Source organism: Conexibacter sp. DBS9H8 (assembly GCF_023330685.1).
Lineage (GTDB): Bacteria > Actinomycetota > Thermoleophilia > Solirubrobacterales > Solirubrobacteraceae > Palsa-465.
On the sequence record NZ_CP097128.1, the window covers coordinates 863899 to 882466 of the forward strand.

Genomic DNA, 18568 nt, shown 5'->3' on the forward strand with positions numbered 1-18568 from the left:
GGGGTGTCGTGCCGGCGGACCGGCGCGATCCGGTCGACTGCGCCTCCGCTACGGTGACGCGATGTCGTCTGCCCAGAAGCCAGAGATCACCATTCCCGACGGGCCACCGTCCTACCAGCTTGAACTGGAGGACCTCATCACCGGCGACGGTGAGGAGGCGAGCGCGGGCCAGATCGTCACCGTCCACTACGTCGGGGTCGCCTGGAGCACCCGGCGCCAGTTCGACGCCTCCTGGGACCGGGGGGACACCTTCAGCTTCAAGCTCGGCAAGGGCGACGTCATCCCCGGCTGGGATCAGGGGGTCGTCGGGATGCGCGTCGGGGGTCGCCGCCAGATCACGATCCCGCCGATGCTCGGCTACGGCAAGCGGGGGGCCGGCCGGGTGATCGGTCCGGATGAGACGCTCGTGTTCATCGTCGACCTGATCGGCGTGCGCAGCTGACCGGGCGCCTGCCTGCCGGGGCAGGCGCCGGACGGGCCGTCCCGAGATCTGGCCCTCCGCGGGACCGCCGTGCGGGCGAGATCCAGCACGAAGGTTCGGGGGCTCCGGGTGTAGGTGAGAAGGTCAGCCCTCTGGTAGCATCGCCAGCCGCCGGCCGGGTCGGTCAACGCTGGCCACTGAGATCGGGCACTCGATTGGGGTCAGGTTGCTGAAACGAAGCTGGGTTGTCCTGATGCTCATGCTCCTTCTAGGTGGCGTGACCGTGTCAATCACGATCGCCGGGACCGGTGCCCAGGCCGTGACTCTCGGTCATCGCAGGAGCGCCACCGGGATGGTCGGCAGATGGGTCGTTCTGCCCGGAAAGGTGATCATCCGCCGCACCGCCTACGGCATCCCCCACATCCTCGCGAGCGACTGGTTCGGCGCCGGAGAGGGGTACGGATTCGCCTTCGCCCAGGATGACATCTGCACGATGGCCAACGACTACGTCACCGTCGATGCGCAGCGCTCGCGCTACTTCGGTCCGAACGCGACCTACACCCAGGGCGGCAACTCGGTCACGGTGACGAATCTCGAGTCGGACTTCTACTACCAGCAGATCAACCAGTCCGGCATGATCAACCAGCTGGCGAACACCCCGCCGCCGTTGGGGCCGGTCTCCCAGGTCAAGCAGCTCGCCGCCGGCTACGTCGACGGCTACAACCGCTATCTCGCCAGCGTCGGCGGCGCCAAGGGAATCCCCGATCCGCGCTGCCGTGGCGCTGGGTGGGTTCACCCGATCACGATCACTGACTTCTACCGGCGGCTGAACCAGCTGGTCGAACTGGCGAGTGGCGATGTTGTGATCCCCGGAATCGCGGACGCGGCGCCGCCGGTCGGGTCAACGCCGACGTCGCTTCCGCTGCCGACGCTTCACACACGCCGGGTCGGCCGGCTGTCGGCCTCTCAGGTGGCCGGGTTGCTGGCCAAGCGGATCAAACACGGCGTGCTCGGGGGGATCGGCTCCAACGCGATCGCGGTCGGGCGGGCCGGCACCCGCGATCACGTGCATGGAATGCTGCTCGGCAACCCACACTTCCCGTGGACCGGGCCCGAGCGCTTCTACCAGGCCCAGATCACCATTCCGGGCCAGGTCAACGTGACCGGAGCGACGCTGTATGGGGTGCCGTTGATCCTGATCGGCCACACGATGACGATGGCATGGAGCCACACGGTTTCAACCGCCTATCGCTTCACGCCGTTCCAGCTGAGCCTTGCACCCGGCCACCCGACCGAGTACATGTACAACGGGCAGGCGGTTCCGATGACCTCACGGACGGTGACCGTCGCGGTCAAACAGGCCAACGGGAGCATCCAGCCGGAGACGCGAACGCTGTACTCGACCCGGTTCGGCCCGGTGTTCAACTCTCTCGAGGGAGTCCCGCTGCCGTGGACCACGGCCGAGGCGTTCGCGCTGGGCGACGCGAACGCGGGCAACTCACGGATCCTCAACACCTTCTACGGCTTCGATCGTGCCGGCTCAGTCACCCAGATGCTGGCGATCCTCAAGCGCTACGAGGGGATTCCGTGGGTCAACACGATCGTGGCCGACCGCTACGGAAACGTCTTGTACGCGGACATCGGCGCGATCCCGAACGTGCCGAACTCGCTCGCAGCCGCGTGTGATACCGCGCTGGGGGCCGCCACGTTCGCCAAGCTACGCCTGCCGATCCTCGACGGGTCGCGGTCGGCGTGCAACTGGCAGACCAACCCGGACTCGGTGGTCCCGGGCATCTTTGGCCCAAGTCACCTGCCGTATCTGGTTCGCTCCGACTTCGTGACCAACTCCAACGACAGTTTCTGGCTGTCGAACCCGTATCAGCCGCTGACTGGATTCGCCACGATCATCGGTAGCGAGGACACGGCCCGCTCGCTACGGACACGGCTTGGATTGATCATGACGATGCAGCGGATCGCCGGAACCGACGGGCAGGGTCCGCCCGGGTTCACGCTGCAGAACATGGAGCACCTGATGTACTCCAACGTCCAGTACGCCGGAATCCTCTGGCGCGACGCGCTCGTGAAGCTGTGTCGTAGCCTGCCCGGCGGCCTCGCGCCGACCTCCTCCGGTGTCCCTGTGGCCGTCGGAGACGCCTGCGCCGTGCTGGCCAACTGGGACCTCCACGAGAACCTCAACTCGGCCGGGGCGATTCTCTTCCGACGGTTTGTCGACCACGCGATGGCCGACGCCGTCTCACCTTTCTCGGTGCCGTTCAACGTCAACAATCCAGTCAACACGCCCAGTGGCCTCAACACCTCCGATCCGGAGATCGCGATGGACCTCGGCGACGCGATCTCCGACTTGGAGAAGGCTCACATCCCGCTCAACGCCAGCCCCGGACAGGTCCAGTACGTGGCGGTCAACCAGCAATTGCCGTTTGACAACGCCGGCCTGTTTTCCGGCGGTGCGACCGTGGCCGGCGCCTCGGCGGCCGGTGGGCCGCACATCTCGATCCCCGGTGGCCCCGGCGACCCCAACGGCGAGTTTGACGCCATCTACTCGCCGTTCATCCCCGGCAAGGGGTACGGCCCCGTGGTCGATGGCTCCTCCTTCATCCAGGCGGTCACCTGGAACAACGGCCCCTGCCCGGTCGGCGCGACGATGCTCACCTACTCGGAGTCCGACAGCACCGCCTCACCGTTCCACAGCGACCAGACACGGCTGTTCGCTCAGGGGAAGTGGGTGCCGGACACCTTCTGCCCGGCCGCCGTTCTGGCCAACACCAAGTCGACGACGATCCTGCCAAACGACTCACCACCCGGAGTGTCCCGCTGCCCGCCGTGGTCTGGCCGCGTGCGCGGGCAATCGTTGGGACCGATCCGGCTCGGGATGATCCGTGCCAAGGTCCGTCACGCCGGACGCCTGCAACGCCGGAGGTCCACCGCAGTGATGGATTACCTCTGCCTGAGACCGACCGGAATCCGGGTCGGCTACCCGTCGCCGCGGCTGCTCGCGCGTCTGGCCACACGTGCCCGCGGGCGCATCCGCGGCCACGCTGTCCTGATCCTGACCGCCGACAGGCACGCAGCGATCCGGGGCATCCACCCCGGCACCCGGTTCACCGCGGCGGACCGCCGGCGCTTGGCCCACGGCACGCTGTTGCGCATCGGAAGCAACCAGTGGTACCTCGCGCGCTCCGGGGTTGTCACCGCCGTCCTGCAGATCCGCCGCGGCGCCGTTGCGGAGGTCGGGATCGCTGACAGGGCCCTGACGCGGACCCGCGCTCAACGCGGTTCCTTCATGCGCTCCTTCTGATCCTCAAAGGACTCACGTCGAGCGGGTCGGTCCTGGAGACGACGAGGTGGAACGGGTCGTGGCGGACGCTCGCGTGTGGGCAGCGCTCGACGATCGGGCCGGCGAACCAGCGGCCGTCAGGCGACGAGCGGGCCGTAGGCGTCGGGGCGACGGGTCCGCAGGAACGGGAACAGCTCGAGCCAGTCGCCACGCTGGTCGAGGTCGAGGTCGGCGACGAGGACCGCCGGGCGGTCCCGGGGGGCTTGGACGAGGATCCGGCCGTAGGGGTCGGAGATGAAGGAGGAGCCGTAGAAGCTGAGCGGCCCCTCCGTCCCGGTCCGGTTGACCGCGACCATGAACGTGCCGTTGGCGATCCCGTTGGCGACGATCACCTGCTGCCAGAGCGGCTCAGTGTCAAAGTCAGGGTGATCGGGCTCTGAGCCGATCGCCGTCGGGTAGATGAGGACCTCCGCGCCGGCGAGGGAGTAGGCGCGGGCAAGCTCGCAGAACCACTGATCCCAGCAGGTCGGCAGCCCGATCTGGGTGTCGAGCACCTCGACGGGGAGGAAGGCGTCCTCCCCCGCCGGACCGGGCCGGAAGTAGCGGTCCTCGTGGTAGCCGGCGGTGACCGGGATGTGCAGCTTGCGGGTCCGGTGCATCAGCTCGCCGGTCGGGGTGATGAGCACCGCGGTGTTGTAGCCGAGCCCGTCCGGACCGTCGGGGCCGTCGGCGGCCTCGAACAGGGAGGCGTGGACGTAGACGCCGTGGGCGATCGCCGCCTGGCGGGCGAACTCGACCGTCGGTCCGGAGCTGAGCGGCTCCGGGGTGACGCCGGCCCCGGCAGGGCCGGCGTCACTCACGGCAAAGTACGGGGAGAGGGTGAGCTCCTGGAGGGCGACGAGGCGGGCGCCCGCCTGGGTGGCGGCGGCGATCCCCGCGTTCAGGGCGGCGGTGTGCTCGCTCGGGTCGGCGTGGAAGGCCTCCTGCACGAGCCCGATCCGCAGGGGCGCCCGGCGGGGCGGCTGGACCCGCGCGAGTGAGGCGGGCACGTCGAAGTTGGTGATCAGCTCAGTCACGCCGGCGATCCTAGAGCGAGCGCGGGCACCTGCTGGGTGATGCAGTGGGGGCCACCGCCGCCGTAGGCGATCACGGCCGCCTCCACCGCCACGACCTCGCGGCCGGGGAAGGCGTCGCCGATCAGCGCACAGGCCGCCGGATCGGAGTCGGCGCCGCTGACCGGCACGATCACCGCCCCGTTGGCGACGTAGAAGTTGAGGTAGGAGACGGCGACGGACTCCCCCGCCACGGTCGTCCGCGGGAGGTACGGGAACGGGATCGCCTCGAGTCCGGCGGCCGCGAGGCGACGGAGATTGTCGACGCCGCGCTCGTGGTTGGGATCCCCCGGTGGGGCGGTCTGCAGCAGCACGCGGCGGTCGGGGCAGACCGCGGCGATCATGTCGACGTGCCCGTCGGTGTCACGGTCCTCGTACTGGCCCTCGCCGAGCCAGACGACGCGGTCGGCGCCGAGCTGGGCACAGAGGGTCGCCTCGATCTCGGTCACGCTCAGGTGCGGATTGCGGTTGGGGGCGAGCAGGCACTGCTCGGTGGTCAGCAGCAGCCCCGCCCCGTCACCGAGCACGGCGCCGCCCTCGAGGACGACGTCAACGCTTTCGACCGGGTCGCCGAGGTGGGCGGCGATCCGGCGGGCGATCGTCGCGTCGAGATCCCAGGGAGGGAACTTCTCCCCCCAGGCGTTGAAGCGCCACTGCAGGGCGACCCGGCGGCGGCGGGCGGCGTCGATGACGTAGATCGGGCCGGAGTCGCGCAGCCACGAGTCATCGATGCCCAACGCAACGACGTCGATCCGGCCGCCGAGGGCGGCCCGCGCGGCGGCGGCGTCCGGCCCCGGGTTGGCGATCATCGTCACCGGCTCGAAGGCGGCGATCGCGTTGGCGACCGCCGCGTACTCGTGCCGGGCCTGAGCGAGAGTGTCTCCCCACAGGGTCTGCCGGCAGGGCCAGCCCATCAGCGTCCGCTCGTGGGGCTCCCACTCGGCCGGGAAGTGCAGCCCTGCGGTTTCCGGAGTGGCGGCGACGGGAGACCCGTGGTGTGAGGTGACCGCCTCGGCGGGCTCGGGATCGACCGGGCGGGCGGGCGCGGGGGACGGCTCGGGCATGAGGCCAGACTAACCGTGCCGGTGAGCTCCGCGGACCGATCCTCGCGCGCGTGGGCCGCGGCGGCTAACCGGCGGACCCGGCGGTCACCGACTCGGCGATCGCCGAGAGCGGCGTGTCGGGGTCAAGGAGCGGGCCGACGTCGAGGCGGGCGCGGGAGCGGATCAGCGTCTGGATCGGCTCGCTGACGTCCCAGACATTGACGTTCATTCCGGCGATGAGCCGCCCGTCGAGCAGCCACAGGGCGATGAACTCTCCGCGCGCGAGCTCGCCGCGGATCAGCACCTGGGCGGCCGGGTCGGGCTGTCCGGAGTACTCCATCCCCACCTCGAACTGGTCGGAGAAGAAGAACGGAAGCCGGTCGTAGCTGACGCTCTGGCCGAGCATCGCCCGTGCCGCCGCCGGGCCCTGGTGGAGGGCGTTGGCCCAGTGCTCGACGCGTACCCGTGTGTTGTAGAAGGGATGGTGGGCGAGGGCGACATCCCCGGCCGCGAAGATGCCGGCGGCGGCGGTCCGCAGGCTCGCGTCGGTGAGGATGCCGTCCGCGACGGTGATGCCGGCGCCCTCCGCCAGTTCGGTTCGCGGCGCCGCCCCGACCCCGACGACGACGGTGTCGGCCTCGATCCGCTCACCGTCGGTCGTCAGCACGGCGGTCACCTGCGAGCCGCCCTCGATCGCCTCCACCCCGACCCCGAAGCGTTGCGACACCCCGTGCCGCGCGTGAAGGGCGGCGTAGAAGCCCGCCACCTCGGGGCCGAACCGCTGGGCGTTCGGCAGCGCCGCCGGATCGATCACCGTCACCTCCATGCCCAGGGTGCGGGCGGAGGCCGCGACCTCCGAGCCGATCCAGCCGCCGCCGATGACGGCGAGGGCGCCGCCGGCGCGGAGCCGGCCGGCGAGCGCCTGAGCGTCGGCGAGGGTCCGCAGGGTGAAGACGCCGTCGAGCTCCGCGCCGGGGACGGCCAGCGGCCGGGGGGCGGCGCCGGTGGCGATGAGCAGCGCGGCAAAGGCGATCTCCCGGCCGTCGGAGAGCTCGACGCGGCGGGCGCCGGCATCGAGCCGCGTCGCGGTGACCCCGCTGAGCAGCTCGATCTGCTCCTGAGCGTAGAAGTCGGCGTCAAAGACCCGGGCGTCGGCCGGCGTCGAGGTGCCCTGGAGGAGATCCTTGCTCAGCGGCGGACGCTCGTAGGGCAGCTCGGTCTCCTCACTGACGAGGACGACGCGACCGTCGGCTCCGTTGCTGCGCAGTTGGGCGGCCGCCTTGGCGCCACACAGGCCCCCGCCGACGATCACGTAGGTGGGCTCGTTCATGGGGGCTCCTCTCAGCGCGGGTGTCAAGACGTCTCGCCACCCGTGGCGGTGGCGTCTCTTCTGCTGTACCCAGCGGCGGGCACCCCAATCGGCGGGACGGTCAACGACGCCGGCCTCCCTCGCCGCTCGGAGCGGATCGATCAACCCGAGGGGCGCCCAGGCCACGCCGGCCGCTCGTCACAGCGCCGTAGCAATCGTTACATTTCTGTGATGGAGAGAGACGGCCACACGTTCCTCGTCGGTCAGCTGCGCGCTGAGCCCCCGGCCGCCATCGGGGGGCTGCTCGAGGATCACCTCACCCACCTCGCCGGAGCCGTGCAGGGAGCTCGCCGGCGCCAGGCCCAGCAGCTGCAGAACGCCTCCGACGAGGCGCTCGACCACATTCCGCGGCTGCTGCGCGGACCGATCAAGAAGATCGTCGGGTGAGAGGCGTGGGTATCTCCGACATGACCGCCCCGCCGGTGACGGACCCGCCCGCGAGCGACTCGGACACGACCGCTCCGCCCGACCCGACCCCGGTCGCGGGCCGCTCACCGAGTGAGCGGCTCGAGGTCGACGCCGAGCTGCAGCGCCTCGGGCGACTGCTCGGCCTGGCGCCCGGCGAACTCGGATACCTCGCCGACATCTCCTCCGCCGACCTGCGTGCCCTCCGTGCCCAGATCACACAGGTGCTGTTCGACGGCAACGGTGCGCTCGCCCGGCTCGGGGCGGCGACCCGCCTGCTCCCCGCGGCCCTCACCGCGAGCCTCACCGAGCGGATCTTCGGCCCGGTGCTCGCCGCTCGGGTCGCCGGGACCGTCGAACCGGGTCGGGCGGTCGAGATCGCCGCGCGGCTGCCGGTCGACTTCCTCGCTGACGTCGCCAGCGAACTCGACCCGCGGCGGGTCGCCGCGATCCTCGCCGCGATCCCCGCCCCGACCGTCGCGGCGGTCACCCGGGTCCTCGTCCAACGACGAGAATGGGTCGCGATGGGCAGCTTCTACGGCTTCCTTCCGGACGCTTCGATTCAGGCGGCGATGGCCGAGACGGACGCCCATGCGCTGCTGCAGATCGCCTTCGTCCTCGAGGATAAGTCGCGGCTCAGCCACGTCCTTGAGATCGGCGGCAGCGTGCGGCTGGGAGAGCTCGTGGCCTGCGCCGAGGCTGAGGGTCTGACCGAGCAGCTCGCCGCGCTGGCGGCCCACCTCACGCCCGAGCAGGCCGCCGCGGTCACCAGGACGCTCAGCCTGGAGCGGCCCGCGCGGCTTGGGTCCTGACCGGCCCGGTGGCGCCGACCGGCTCGGCGACTCCGGCGCCGCCCGCCGTCGGCTCCGGCGCACCGGTTCGATCTGTTGCGTGGGTGCGGGCGGCCGCCCCGTCGGCGTCGACGTAGCGGCCACCGCGCATCAGAGACGCGGCGGCGGCGACGAGACAGGCGACGATCGCGAAGCCGAACGCGGTCTGCAGCCCGGTCCGGAACGGACCGGAGATGAGGGCGGGGAAGAACGCCCGTCCGGTCAGGACCGCCCGGTTGTGGAGGCTGAGCGCGCCGAGCACATGGGCGCCGACGAGGTGCTGGATCGGGTTGTAGCCGAGGAAGGCGGCGAACAGCACCGACACCGCGGGGGTACGGCCGATCTGGGCCGCCCTGGCCGCCTTCACCCCGTGGGCGGCCAGGCCGGCGCTGAGGGTATGGGGCAGGGAGGTGGAGAGGCCGACGATCATCAGGCTGAAGAAGACGCCGACTGACAGCACCTGGGCGGAGTTCTGGAAGGTCTGGTTCATCCCCGATCCGGCACCGCGGTCAGCCAGCGGCAGGCTGTTGATCACCGCCGCCCGGTTCGGGGAGGCGAACATACCGAAGGCGACTCCCATCACGAGGAGGATCGCCGCGAACAGGACGTAGTTGAAGTTGGTCGGCAACAGCCACAGGCCGACGAAGCACAGCGCCGTCACGAGCATCCCGCCGGTCGCGAACAGTCGGGCGCCGTAGCGATCGGACAGATAGCCGAAGGTCGGCCCGGCACACAGCATCCCGACGGTGAGCGGCAGCATGTAGAGGCCCGCGAGCAGCGGCGTCTGGGTGAAGTCGACGCCGTGCTGGGGCAGCCAGATCCCCTGAAGCCAGATGATCAGCATGAACATCAGACCACCGCGGGAGACGCCGGCGAGGAAGGTTGACAGCGTCCCGAAGCTGAAGGCGCGGATCCGCAGCAGCCGCAGCCGGAACATCGGGTCGGCCTGGCGGGACTCGATCCAGACGAAGGCGATCAGGGAGGCCACTCCGGCGCCGAGCAGGGCGAGGACTCGAGGACTCGTCCAGCCCGTCGCGTCATGACCGTAGGGACGGATCCCGTAGGTGATCGAGATCATGATCAGGATCAGGCCGACGGCGAAGGTGACGTTGCCGAGCCAGTCGACCCGGGCGCGGTGCGGGGTCGAGAGCTCCTGCAGCTTGAGGTAGGCCCAGACGGTGCCGAACAGGCCGACGGGGACGGAGATGAGGAAGACGAGGCGCCAGTCGATGGGGGCGAGGAGCCCGCCGACGACGAGCCCGATGAACATTCCCGAGACACCGACGATGTTGTTGATCCCCAGCGCCATCCCGCGCTGATTGGCGGGAAACGCGTCCGCGAGGATCGGGGCGGAGTTGGCGAGCAGGAAGGCGCCACCGACGCCCTGCACGAGCCGAAGGACGACGAGGTACATCGCCCCCGCTTGCCCGGTCATCCAATCGACCGCCAACAGGAGTGAGGCGACCGTGTAGATGATGAACCCGATGTTGTAGATCCGCACGCGCCCGAACATGTCGCCGAGCCGTCCGAGGGAGACGATCAGCACGCTCGAGACGATCAGGTAACCGAGCACCATCCACAGCAGGTAGAAACTGTTGCTCGACTGCAGCGGGTCGAGCCTGATGCCCCGGAAGATGTCGGGCATCGCGATGATCGTGATCGACCCGTCCAGGGTCGCCAGCAGCACCGCGAGCGTCGTGTTCGACAGCACGAGCCACTTGTAGGAGGGGGAGCGGGTGTCGACGGTCCCACGGGCCTGCAGGGCTGGCATGCGTGAGTAGTTTACCGAAGGCAACTTTCCTGACTCGCGGGTTCGGGGTGGCCACCCCCGGCGGATGGACGGGTCGACACCCTCCCGTCGGACGCCTCCGCACTAAAAACCGTCTCATCGGGGGAAGGTCCCGTGAAAACGGAGACCAATCCTCCGTATGATTCCTCGCGTGTCCACCTCCGCGAACGCCCCGCTGATCGACTCGCGGCACGGGGTCGCCCCCGGATCGGATGCGGACGCGGGGCAGAACTTCGCCCTCGCCTCCGACCTGCGGGTCGTGATCGGGCAGATGATGCGCCGGCTGCGGACCGAGCAGCGCTTCGGCCTCACCCAGACGGCCGTCCTCGCCCGGCTCGAGCGCCACGGCCCGCAGCCGACCGGGCTGCTCGCTCGCGCCGAGGGGGTCCGACCCCAGTCGATGAGCCAGACGGTCGCCGAGCTGGAGGCGGCCGGGTTCGTCTCCCGCGGCGCCGACGCCAGCGACGGCCGTCGCAGCCTCGTCTCCATCACGCCGGCGGGCCGGGCCGTCCTGGAGGAGGACCGGGTCCACCGAGAGGGATTCCTCGCCGAATTGATTCACGAGCGCCTCTCCGAGGACGAGCGGGTGCTGCTGCGCGGCGCCGTCGAGCTGCTCGGGCGCATCAGCGAGCCGTGAGGCTCATCAGCGACCCTGAGGCCCGTCGAGGAACGCGAGGATCGTCTCCCCGTACAGCCGGGGGTGGGTGAAGCGGAACATGTGACCCGTGTCGGGCAGGACGGCCTCGACGGCGTTCGGGAGGCCATCCCGGAGCTCACGGGCGGCCCGGGCGCCGATCAGGCGGTCATCTGCAGGGGTGATCAGCAGGGTGGGGACGCGCACCGCGCCGAGCCGGTCGCGGACGTCGAAGCCGATGACGCTGCGGACGCGGGCGGCGTAGGAGGCGCGCGGGGTGTGCTCGATGAACAGCCGGCGGTAGTCGGCGGGACGGTGGGGGACCTCGGCGCCGGCGTCATGGCGTGAGGCGAGCTGGTGGGCGTGGATGCGCAGCGTGAGCTGCCGGTACAGCGGTCCGACCGCGTAGCGCGAGGCCCGGCTCGCGATCGCCTTCCCGCGCGGGAGCGGGTCGGCGGCGAATCCCCCGGAGAGCACCAGCCCACGCAGGCCGGGGGGCTGCCGGATCGCCAGAGCGAGGCTGATCACCGCTCCGAAGGAGTCTCCGATCAGCACGTAGTCGGTGAGGTCGGCGACCTCGGCGGCGAGGGTGTCGGCGTAGGAATCGATGTCGGCGACCCCCTCGGGCAGGCGCAGGGTCCGGACCGAATGGGCCCGCAGCGGCGCGAGCTGGTCCGCGGTCCAGGGGGCGCCGGAGAAACAGGGAACGGTGACGAGGGTGGGGACGGCCGCAGGGGTGGGCATCGAACTCCGATCAAAATAGATGACGTGTCACTGATAATAGATGATGTGTCACCCACCTGTCGTACGATGCGGCGATGGAGCCGATCGAGGAGTTCCGCTACCTGATCCTCGCCGCCCAGCGTGAGGGCGCCCGAGCCCTCACGCTCGCGCTCGCGCCGGTCGGGCTGACGCCCGCCCAGGCGGAGGCGCTCAGCGTCCTGGCGGACGCTGAGCGCCCGCTGTCGGTGAAGGAGATCGGCAGCCGTCTCGTCTGTGAGGGCGGGAGCCCGAGTCGGCTGATGAGCACGCTCGCGCAGAAGGGGCTCGTCGAGTCCGCCGTCGGTGCGACGGACCGAAGAACGACCGTTCTCTCCCTCACCGCGAAGGGCATCGACGCCGCGCGTGCGGTGGGAGAGGCGGAGGCGAACCTCTCCGCCGCGCTCGGAGCGCTCCTCGACGACGGGCAGCTCGCGACGGTGCTGCCGGTCCTCCGCGGTCTCGTCGGGTCGCTCCCGGCCGGGCAGGCGCTCGCCTGCCGGATCGCCGACCGCACCCCGGCAGACCCCCCGCCCGCCTTCCGGGCTGCGGTTCCCCGGTCTCCGGCCGTCCCGCCCGCCGGTGACGCCGAGCCTCAGCGGTGGAGGGTGAGCAGCACCGCCGAGGCGGCTGGCAGCGACACCGCGTAGGTGTCCTGCTTGCCGGGGCTGATGGCCTTCAGCGTCAGGTGACCGCCGGGGCGCCCCGTCGTCGTCGCAGAGCCGAAGCTGAGGCCCCCGAGCGTCTCCCCGGAGGTCGCAGCCGCACCACCGGGGTCGAGCATCCGCAGGAACGTACCGCCGGTCGTGTGCGGGACGCGCACGTTCACCGTCTCGGTGTGGGTCGCGTTCGCGTTGATCAACGTGACCGTCTCCGCACCGTGATCGGCCGAGTTCGCCGGGGTCTGGGCCGCCCAGGCCCGGACCGAGGTGCCGCCGCTCGTGTGCAGGGCGAGCAGTCGTGACCCGGGGGGAACGGCCCGGCTGAACAGCATCAGGCCGTAGTAGAGGGGGTAGACCCGCCCGACCCAGTGGCCATTGAGAAGGCTGAAACCGAACGGCTTGTAGCGGCCGCCGTTGAAGTCCTGGATGTTGACCCCGTTGACCCCGCGGCTCGCCATCGCATACAGCGCGTCGGTGACCCACAGCGCGGAGGCGAACGTGTTGGAGATCCCGGCGGTTCCGCCGCAGGCGACCGAGTTGAGCTCGTCGACACGGAAGATCCGTCCGGCCGCGTGGGCGACCTTGACGAAGCCGGCAAGCTCGGCGGCGAGCCCGTCAGAGGCGGTGGGGGCGAGCAGGTTGGCGAGGCTCGGGTACTCGGGTGAGTCCTCGGAGGCGAAGCAGTTCATCGGGTACGCGTGGAAGGTCACCGTCTTCATCGTCGGTTCGGCCGCGAGCAGCTGGGGGAGGCTCTGCATCCACGTGGCCGAACCGAGCGCCGGACCGGCGAGGGGCAGCTTCGGCAGCACCGCGGCGGAGGCGACGTACTCGTGGACGAACTGGCTGAAGGAGTAGCTCTTGGGCCGGGCGAAGACGCCGGAGGCCTGGTCGTTCGGGGTGCGCAGGTACCACGGGAAGGCGGAGAACAGGCTCGGCTCGTTGCCGACCTCGAAGGCGTCAATGTGGTCGGCCCCGATCCCGGCGAGCATCGCCCGGCCCTCGGCGGCGGCGACCTTCGGGTTGTTGACCTCGAGGTTGATGCCGAGCAGCAGCTTCGCGTTCGTCGCCCGGGCGAACGTCGCGACGCTTCGCATCCAGGCGGGAGTGAGCGTGTAGGTGAGTCCTGGGGAGCTGACCCCGGGGGTCGGGTACCAGGTGTGGTCGGTCGAGTCGCCACCGATCCGGATCACCGGCCGCTGGCCCGGGTTGACGTTGGTCACGAGCTGATCGAAGACGGTGTCCGGGTGTGACGCCGGGCCGGTGTTGACGGCGATCGACTGATACTCGACGGAGAAGCCGAGGAAGCCCGGGGAGAGCGCGGGCGCGATCGGCGCCGCCCCGACCGCGACCGTCTCAGAGGCCGGCGGAGCATTCTCCACGTCGGCGAGCGCGGCCGTGCGCGCGGAGGCGCCCGGGCCGCCCGAGCTGAGGACGATCACGGCGGCGATGGCGATCGCGGCGATCGCCGCGGACAGGAGGACGAGCGGTTGCTTCATGCGTGGACGGTCCTTGGCTCGATCGGTACGGGTCCACGTGCGGTGGTGGCTCCTGGTTGGAGACGGTAGCCCCTGCTGTGTAAGACACGGGTGAGGGGCGAATGAGGATTCGCAAATCCGTTAGGTACCATATGGTCATGCGACGCTCCGAAAACGACCCGGCGAAACGTCTGGGTCAGGTGGGCATCGCCGACCGCCACCTCCGCCCCAAGGTGCACGTCGATCCCGACCGTTCCCGCTCCTGGCTGCGACGGGTGCTGCCCGTGTTGGGGGCCCACCGCCTGAGCCTGTCCGGCGCGCTCGGGATGTCGTTTCTCACCCTGATGCTGCAGGTGCAGATCCCGAGCCTGCTGAACGGGGCGGTGAGCAACTCCCTCGAGCGCCACAGCACGCCGCTGGACCACTACGTGTGGATCGTCTTCGGCCTCGCGCTCGGCGCCGGCCTCGCCGGCTTCGGCTCACGCTACCTGCTGATGCGCACCGCCTACGCGGTCGAGTTCGACCTCCGCAACCTGCTCTATGAGCACCTCACGCGGATGGGCTTTGACTTCTATGACCGCGTCCAGTCCGGCCAGCTCATCTCCCGCGCCAACTCGGACATCCGCAGCGTCAACCTCTATCTCACCTTCGGGCCGAACATCCTCGTCCAGTGCTCGATCGCGATCGTCGCGTTCATTTACATGCTGACGATCAACGTGCCGCTCGCCTTCGTGGCGATGAGCACGCTCCCGTTCGTGTTCTGGCTGTCGATCCGGATGCGCGCCAGCATGTTCCCCGTCTCCTGGCTGATCCAGGCCCGCCTCGCCGAGGTGGCGACCGTCGTCGATGAGAACGTCAACGGCGTCCGCGTCGTGAAGTCCTTCACCGCCGAGCAGCGGGAGCTGGACCACCTCGCTCGCGAGGCGGCGAAGCTGCGCTGGGCCTACATCCGCGACGCCGACCTGCGTGCCCGCTTCAGCCCGGTCGTGCAGAACCTCCCCCAGCTCGGGATGGCCTTCGTCCTGCTCATCGGCGGCCTGCTCGTGATCGACGACCACCTCGGGGTCGGGGCGATCCTCGCCTTCTCGATCTACATCGTCATGCTCCAGGCCCCGTTCCAGATGCTCGGGATGCTCGTGATGCTCGGCCAGCGCGCCGCCGCCTCGGCCCAGCGGATCTATGAGATCCTCGACGAGGAGCCGTCGGTGCGCGACGCCCCGGACGCGATCGACCTCCCCGAGGTTCGCGGGGAGGTCCGCTTTGACCACGTCAACTTCCACTACGGCGCCGACGCGGACGACCATCCCGACGGGACGGCGGCGAGCGCCGCCCACAGCCCGCTTGGTGCGGCGGTCGCCGGCCCGCCGGTGCTCAGCGACTTCAACCTCCACCTCGCGCCGGGGGAGACCGTCGCGATGGTTGGCCGGACCGCGAGCGGCAAGTCGACGGTCAGCCGTCTGCTCACCCGCTTCTACGACGTCACCGGCGGGGCGATCACCATCGACGGCCACGACCTCCGGACCCTCACCCTCCAGAGCGTCCGCCGCCACGTCGGCGTCGTCCTCGACGAGCCGTTCCTGTTCTCGGTGTCGATCGCCGCCAACATCGCCTACGGCGCCCCGGACGCCAGCCGGGAGGCGATCGTCGCCGCCGCCCGGGCCGCCGGTGCCGATGAGTTCATCTCCGCCCTCCCCGACGGCTATGACACGGTCGTCGGGGAGCGCGGCTACACGCTCTCGGGCGGCCAGCGCCAGCGCGTCGCGATCGCCCGGACGCTGCTGGTCAACCCGCCCGTCCTCATCCTCGACGACGCCACGAGCGCCGTCGACGTGCAGGTCGAGCAGGCGATCCACGAGGGGCTGAAGGTGCTGATGGCCGGCCGCACCACGCTGATCGTCGCCCACCGCCTCTCCACGATCCACCTCGCTGACCGGGTCGTCCTCCTCGACGGCGGCCGGATCGTCGCCGAGGGCACCCACGCCGAGCTGATGGAGTCGACCCCGCTGTATGGGGAGGTGCTCGCCCAGGTGGCCGAGAACGAGCCGAGCGGAGCGCCCGCATGAGCTTCGGGGGTGGACCGATGTTCGTCGGCTCGGCCGCCTCACCCGGCAACGGCCTTCCGTTCGCCGGCGTCCCGAGCGAGATGCAGGCCGGGGTCGACGCCCTGCTCGCGGAGGAGCCCGACCACGGGCCGCCGAACGCCGTCTTCTCCCATGCCGCCGCCGATCGGGCCGGGGAGAGACTCACCCTCCGCGCGCTCATCTTCGCCCACTGGCGCCTCGGGGTGGCCGCGCTGTTTGTCATCGTCGTCGTCTCCGTCTTCAACCAGGCCGGTCCGTGGCTGATCCAGTACGGGATCGACCACGGGATGCTCCCCCACCACCACAGCGTCCGCGTCGTCATCCTCACCGGGGCCGCGTTCATCGTCGCGGTCCTGATCACCGCGATCGCCCAGCGCTCCCAGGCGCGGGTGACCGGACGGCTCGCCGCGCGGGTGATGAACGACCTTCGCGTCCGCGTCTTCGCCCACCTCCAGCGCCTCAGCCTCGACTTCTACACCGATGAGAAGGCCGGGGTGATCATGACCCGGATGACCTCCGACATCGAGAACCTCCAGCAGCTGCTCCAGGACGGGCTCGCCCAGCTCGCTGTGCAGGCGCTGACGATGGTCGTCATCACGGCGATCCTGTTCACCCTCAACGTCACCTTGACGCTGCTCACCCTCGCCCTCGTCGTCCCGCTCCTGACGATCTCCTCACTGTGGTTCCGCTCCGCCTCGGCGGCCGGCTACATCCGCGTCCGGGACGGGATCGCCGCCGTCCTCGGGGACCTGTCGGAGTCCCTCCACGGCGTCCGCACCGTCGCCGCCTACGACCGCTTCGAGCGCAACATCGTCCACCACCGCAACGTCCTCGGCGCCTACCGGGACGCGAACAACTACACGGCGAAGATCAGCGCCCTGTACGGGCCGGGGACGGCGATGCTCGGCTATCTCAGCCAGGGTGCCCTGCTCGTCATCGGCGGCCACATGGTCCTCACCCACCGCCTGTCGATCGGCGCCCTCGTCGCCTTCTTCCTCTACCTCAACCGGTTCTTCGCGCCGATCCAGCTGCTCGTCCAGCAGTACAACACCTTCCAGCAGGGCCAATCCTCGATCGTCAAGCTCCGCGGGCTGTTCCGGACCGCCCCGTCGACCCCCGAGGTCCCGGACGCGCCGGTGCTGCCCCCGGTGCGCGGAGAGATCGCCTTCGACCACGTCGACTTCTCCTACACCCCCGACGGCGCGAAGGTCCTCCACGACGTCACCCTGACGATCGCTCCCGGGGAGAGCGTCGCCTTTGTCGGGCGCACCGGGGCGGGCAAGTCGACGATGGCGAAGCTGATCACCCGCTTCTATGACCCGACCGCCGGGGCGGTGCGGATCGACGGCCACGACCTGCGTGAGGTGAGCATCGCCTCCCTCCGGCGCCAGCTCGGCGTCGTCCCCCAGGAGCCGTTCCTGTTTGCGGGCAGCCTGCGCGACAACATCGCCTTCGCCCGGCCGGAGGCATCGGATGCGGAGGTGTGGGCGGCCGTCGAGGCGGTCGGTCTCGGTGAGGTGCTCGAGCGGATGCCCGACGGCCTGGACACGGTCGTCCACGAGCGCGGCCAGTCGCTCTCCTCCGGGGAGCGCCAGCTGATCGCCCTCGCCCGCGCCTTCCACGCCCAGCCGCGCGTCCTCGTCCTGGATGAGGCGACCTCCAACCTCGACCTGCTGTCGGAGGCGCGGATCGAGGCGGCCCTCGACGTTCTGCTCGAGGCCCGCACCGCGGTGCTGATCGCCCACCGCCTCAGCACGGCGATGAAGGCCGACCGGATCGTCGTGATCGATGACGGCCGGGTCGCCGAGGCCGGCAGCCACGAGGAGCTCGTCGCCCGCGGCGGACGCTACGCGGAGATGTACGCGACGTGGGCGAGCCACCTCGAGGTCCCGGCCTGAGGCGTGGGCGGAGTCGCACTCACAGGTCGAGGACGAGCGCGAGGGCATCGTCGACCGCTTGCTGCTCGGCCGTCGTGAGCCGACCGGCGAGCTGTTCGAGGCGCCCCACGTCGACCGCGCGCAGCTGTTCGACGAGCACGCGTGTGCGCTCGGAGTGCAGCTCGATCTCGGGTCGGAACGTTGCCGCAGCAGCGCTTCGGGAGGTCGGCGCGACGATTGCGGTGGACAGCCCGAGGAGTGCGTCCGCCTGGACAATGACGCCGAAGCGCGCCCCGGCCTGCTCCCGGCCACGTTGAGCAGGCAGCCGAAGTCGGTAGATCTCGCCGCGGGTCACGCCGGCCAGTCCGGCGCGAGAGCATCCATATCCGCCGCGACGGCCCGCCGCTCGGCTGTGTCGTGCGGGTCGGCGGCGAGTCGGGCAACCTCGGCCGCGAGGGCCGAGCGCCGAGCGCGCCGCTGTGCCGCTTCGGTCAGCGCAGTACGGACCGCCTCCGACTCGTTGCGTCCCTCGCGCATCAGCACCGACAGCGCCCGCTCGGACGCGTCATCCAGACGGGCTCTGACCGTGCGGGACGCCACAAACGAGACCGTAGCACAGGTTGTGCCACGTCTCAACCGTTTCGGCGCGACCCTCGCCCGCGGCGCCCTGCAGTGTCGGCTGTCGTGCCAGGCCATCGGATCCCGAAGGCAGGAGCACGAGCCCTCGCGGTCAAGGTTCCTCTCTCGAACCTGGTCATCGCGGGATTCCCATCCGCCGGTTTGGTGTGAGCTGACATGCGGGGGCGTCTGCGCCGT

Annotated in this window: 16 protein-coding genes; 8 read left to right on the forward strand and 8 right to left on the reverse strand. The window is 70.3% G+C overall.

All coding sequences use genetic code 11. The features are described from left to right. The first annotated feature begins 61 nt into the window (after nt 1-61). Entirely contained in the window at nt 62-442 is a 381-nt protein-coding gene (locus tag M3M55_RS04120; protein WP_249011556.1) for an FKBP-type peptidyl-prolyl cis-trans isomerase, read from the forward strand. Nucleotides 443-704: 262 nt separating this feature from the next. Further along, nucleotides 705-3737 (forward strand): penicillin acylase family protein, encoded by a 3033-nt coding sequence (locus M3M55_RS04125; RefSeq protein WP_249011557.1) that lies wholly within the window; start codon nt 705-707, stop codon nt 3735-3737. 116 nt (nt 3738-3853) lie between these two features. On the opposite strand, the gene M3M55_RS04130 is transcribed toward M3M55_RS04125, so the two are convergent. The 3 genes from M3M55_RS04130 to M3M55_RS04140 form a co-directional block, all read right to left on the reverse strand. After that, complete coding sequence (locus tag M3M55_RS04130; protein ID WP_249011558.1) at nt 3854-4792, reverse strand: nitrilase-related carbon-nitrogen hydrolase; 939 nt, start codon at nt 4790-4792, stop codon at nt 3854-3856. Further along, complete coding sequence (locus M3M55_RS04135; RefSeq protein ID WP_249011559.1) at nt 4789-5892, reverse strand: agmatine/peptidylarginine deiminase; 1104 nt, start codon at nt 5890-5892, stop codon at nt 4789-4791. Before M3M55_RS04135 ends, M3M55_RS04130 begins: the two co-directional genes overlap by 4 nt. A 64-nt stretch (nt 5893-5956) precedes the next feature. After that, a complete protein-coding gene (locus M3M55_RS04140; RefSeq protein ID WP_249011560.1) occupies nt 5957-7201 on the reverse strand; it encodes an NAD(P)/FAD-dependent oxidoreductase in 1245 nt (414 codons plus the stop codon). 210 nt (nt 7202-7411) lie between these two features. On the opposite strand from M3M55_RS04140, the gene M3M55_RS04145 reads away from it, so the two are divergent. Together M3M55_RS04145 and M3M55_RS04150 are read left to right on the forward strand one after the other, a co-directional pair. Continuing rightward, nucleotides 7412-7627, forward strand: coding sequence for a hypothetical protein (locus M3M55_RS04145; protein ID WP_249011561.1), 216 nt, complete (start codon nt 7412-7414; stop codon nt 7625-7627). Beyond that, complete coding sequence (locus M3M55_RS04150; protein WP_249011562.1) at nt 7624-8457, forward strand: hypothetical protein; 834 nt, start codon at nt 7624-7626, stop codon at nt 8455-8457. Before M3M55_RS04145 ends, M3M55_RS04150 begins: the two co-directional genes overlap by 4 nt. Here the strand turns inward: M3M55_RS04150 and M3M55_RS04155 are convergent. After that, entirely contained in the window at nt 8423-10246 is a 1824-nt protein-coding gene (locus tag M3M55_RS04155; RefSeq protein ID WP_249011563.1) for an MFS transporter, read from the reverse strand. The two genes, M3M55_RS04150 and M3M55_RS04155, sit on opposite strands and share 35 nt — an antisense overlap. Before the next feature lie 169 nt (nt 10247-10415). Here M3M55_RS04155 and M3M55_RS04160 point away from each other — a divergent pair, with 169 nt between their 5' ends. After that, nucleotides 10416-10901: a MarR family winged helix-turn-helix transcriptional regulator gene (locus M3M55_RS04160; RefSeq protein ID WP_249011564.1), complete on the forward strand. Its 486-nt coding sequence runs from the start codon at nt 10416-10418 to the stop codon at nt 10899-10901. A 6-nt stretch (nt 10902-10907) separates the two neighbouring features. Here the strand turns inward: M3M55_RS04160 and M3M55_RS04165 are convergent, their stop codons facing one another. Beyond that, entirely contained in the window at nt 10908-11642 is a 735-nt protein-coding gene (locus M3M55_RS04165; RefSeq protein ID WP_249011565.1) for an alpha/beta fold hydrolase, read from the reverse strand. 74 nt (nt 11643-11716) lie between these two features. Between M3M55_RS04165 and M3M55_RS04170 the strand changes: the two genes are divergently transcribed. Continuing rightward, complete coding sequence (locus tag M3M55_RS04170) at nt 11717-12307, forward strand: MarR family winged helix-turn-helix transcriptional regulator (protein WP_249011566.1); 591 nt, start codon at nt 11717-11719, stop codon at nt 12305-12307. Here the strand turns inward: M3M55_RS04170 and M3M55_RS04175 are convergent. Continuing rightward, nucleotides 12253-13815: a hypothetical protein gene (locus M3M55_RS04175; RefSeq protein ID WP_249011567.1), complete on the reverse strand. Its 1563-nt coding sequence runs from the start codon at nt 13813-13815 to the stop codon at nt 12253-12255. The two genes, M3M55_RS04170 and M3M55_RS04175, sit on opposite strands and share 55 nt — an antisense overlap. A gap of 137 nt (nt 13816-13952) precedes the next feature. Between M3M55_RS04175 and M3M55_RS04180 the strand changes: the two genes are divergently transcribed. Further along, nucleotides 13953-15857: an ABC transporter ATP-binding protein gene (locus tag M3M55_RS04180; RefSeq protein WP_249011568.1), complete on the forward strand. Its 1905-nt coding sequence runs from the start codon at nt 13953-13955 to the stop codon at nt 15855-15857. Further along, nucleotides 15854-17773 carry an ABC transporter ATP-binding protein gene (locus M3M55_RS04185; protein WP_249011569.1) on the forward strand — a complete coding sequence of 640 codons (1920 nt, stop codon included), beginning with the start codon at nt 15854-15856 and terminating at the stop codon, nt 17771-17773. Before M3M55_RS04180 ends, M3M55_RS04185 begins: the two co-directional genes overlap by 4 nt. A 19-nt stretch (nt 17774-17792) precedes the next feature. Here M3M55_RS04185 and M3M55_RS04190 read toward each other — a convergent pair whose 3' ends face one another. Together M3M55_RS04190 and M3M55_RS04195 are read right to left on the reverse strand one after the other, a co-directional pair. Next, nucleotides 17793-18107 (reverse strand): type II toxin-antitoxin system PemK/MazF family toxin, encoded by a 315-nt coding sequence (locus M3M55_RS04190; protein ID WP_249011570.1) that lies wholly within the window; start codon nt 18105-18107, stop codon nt 17793-17795. After that, on the reverse strand, nt 18104-18352 hold the full coding sequence (locus M3M55_RS04195) for a hypothetical protein (protein WP_249011571.1): 249 nt from the start codon (nt 18350-18352) through the stop codon (nt 18104-18106). Before M3M55_RS04195 ends, M3M55_RS04190 begins: the two co-directional genes overlap by 4 nt. Nucleotides 18353-18568: the final 216 nt, after the last annotated feature.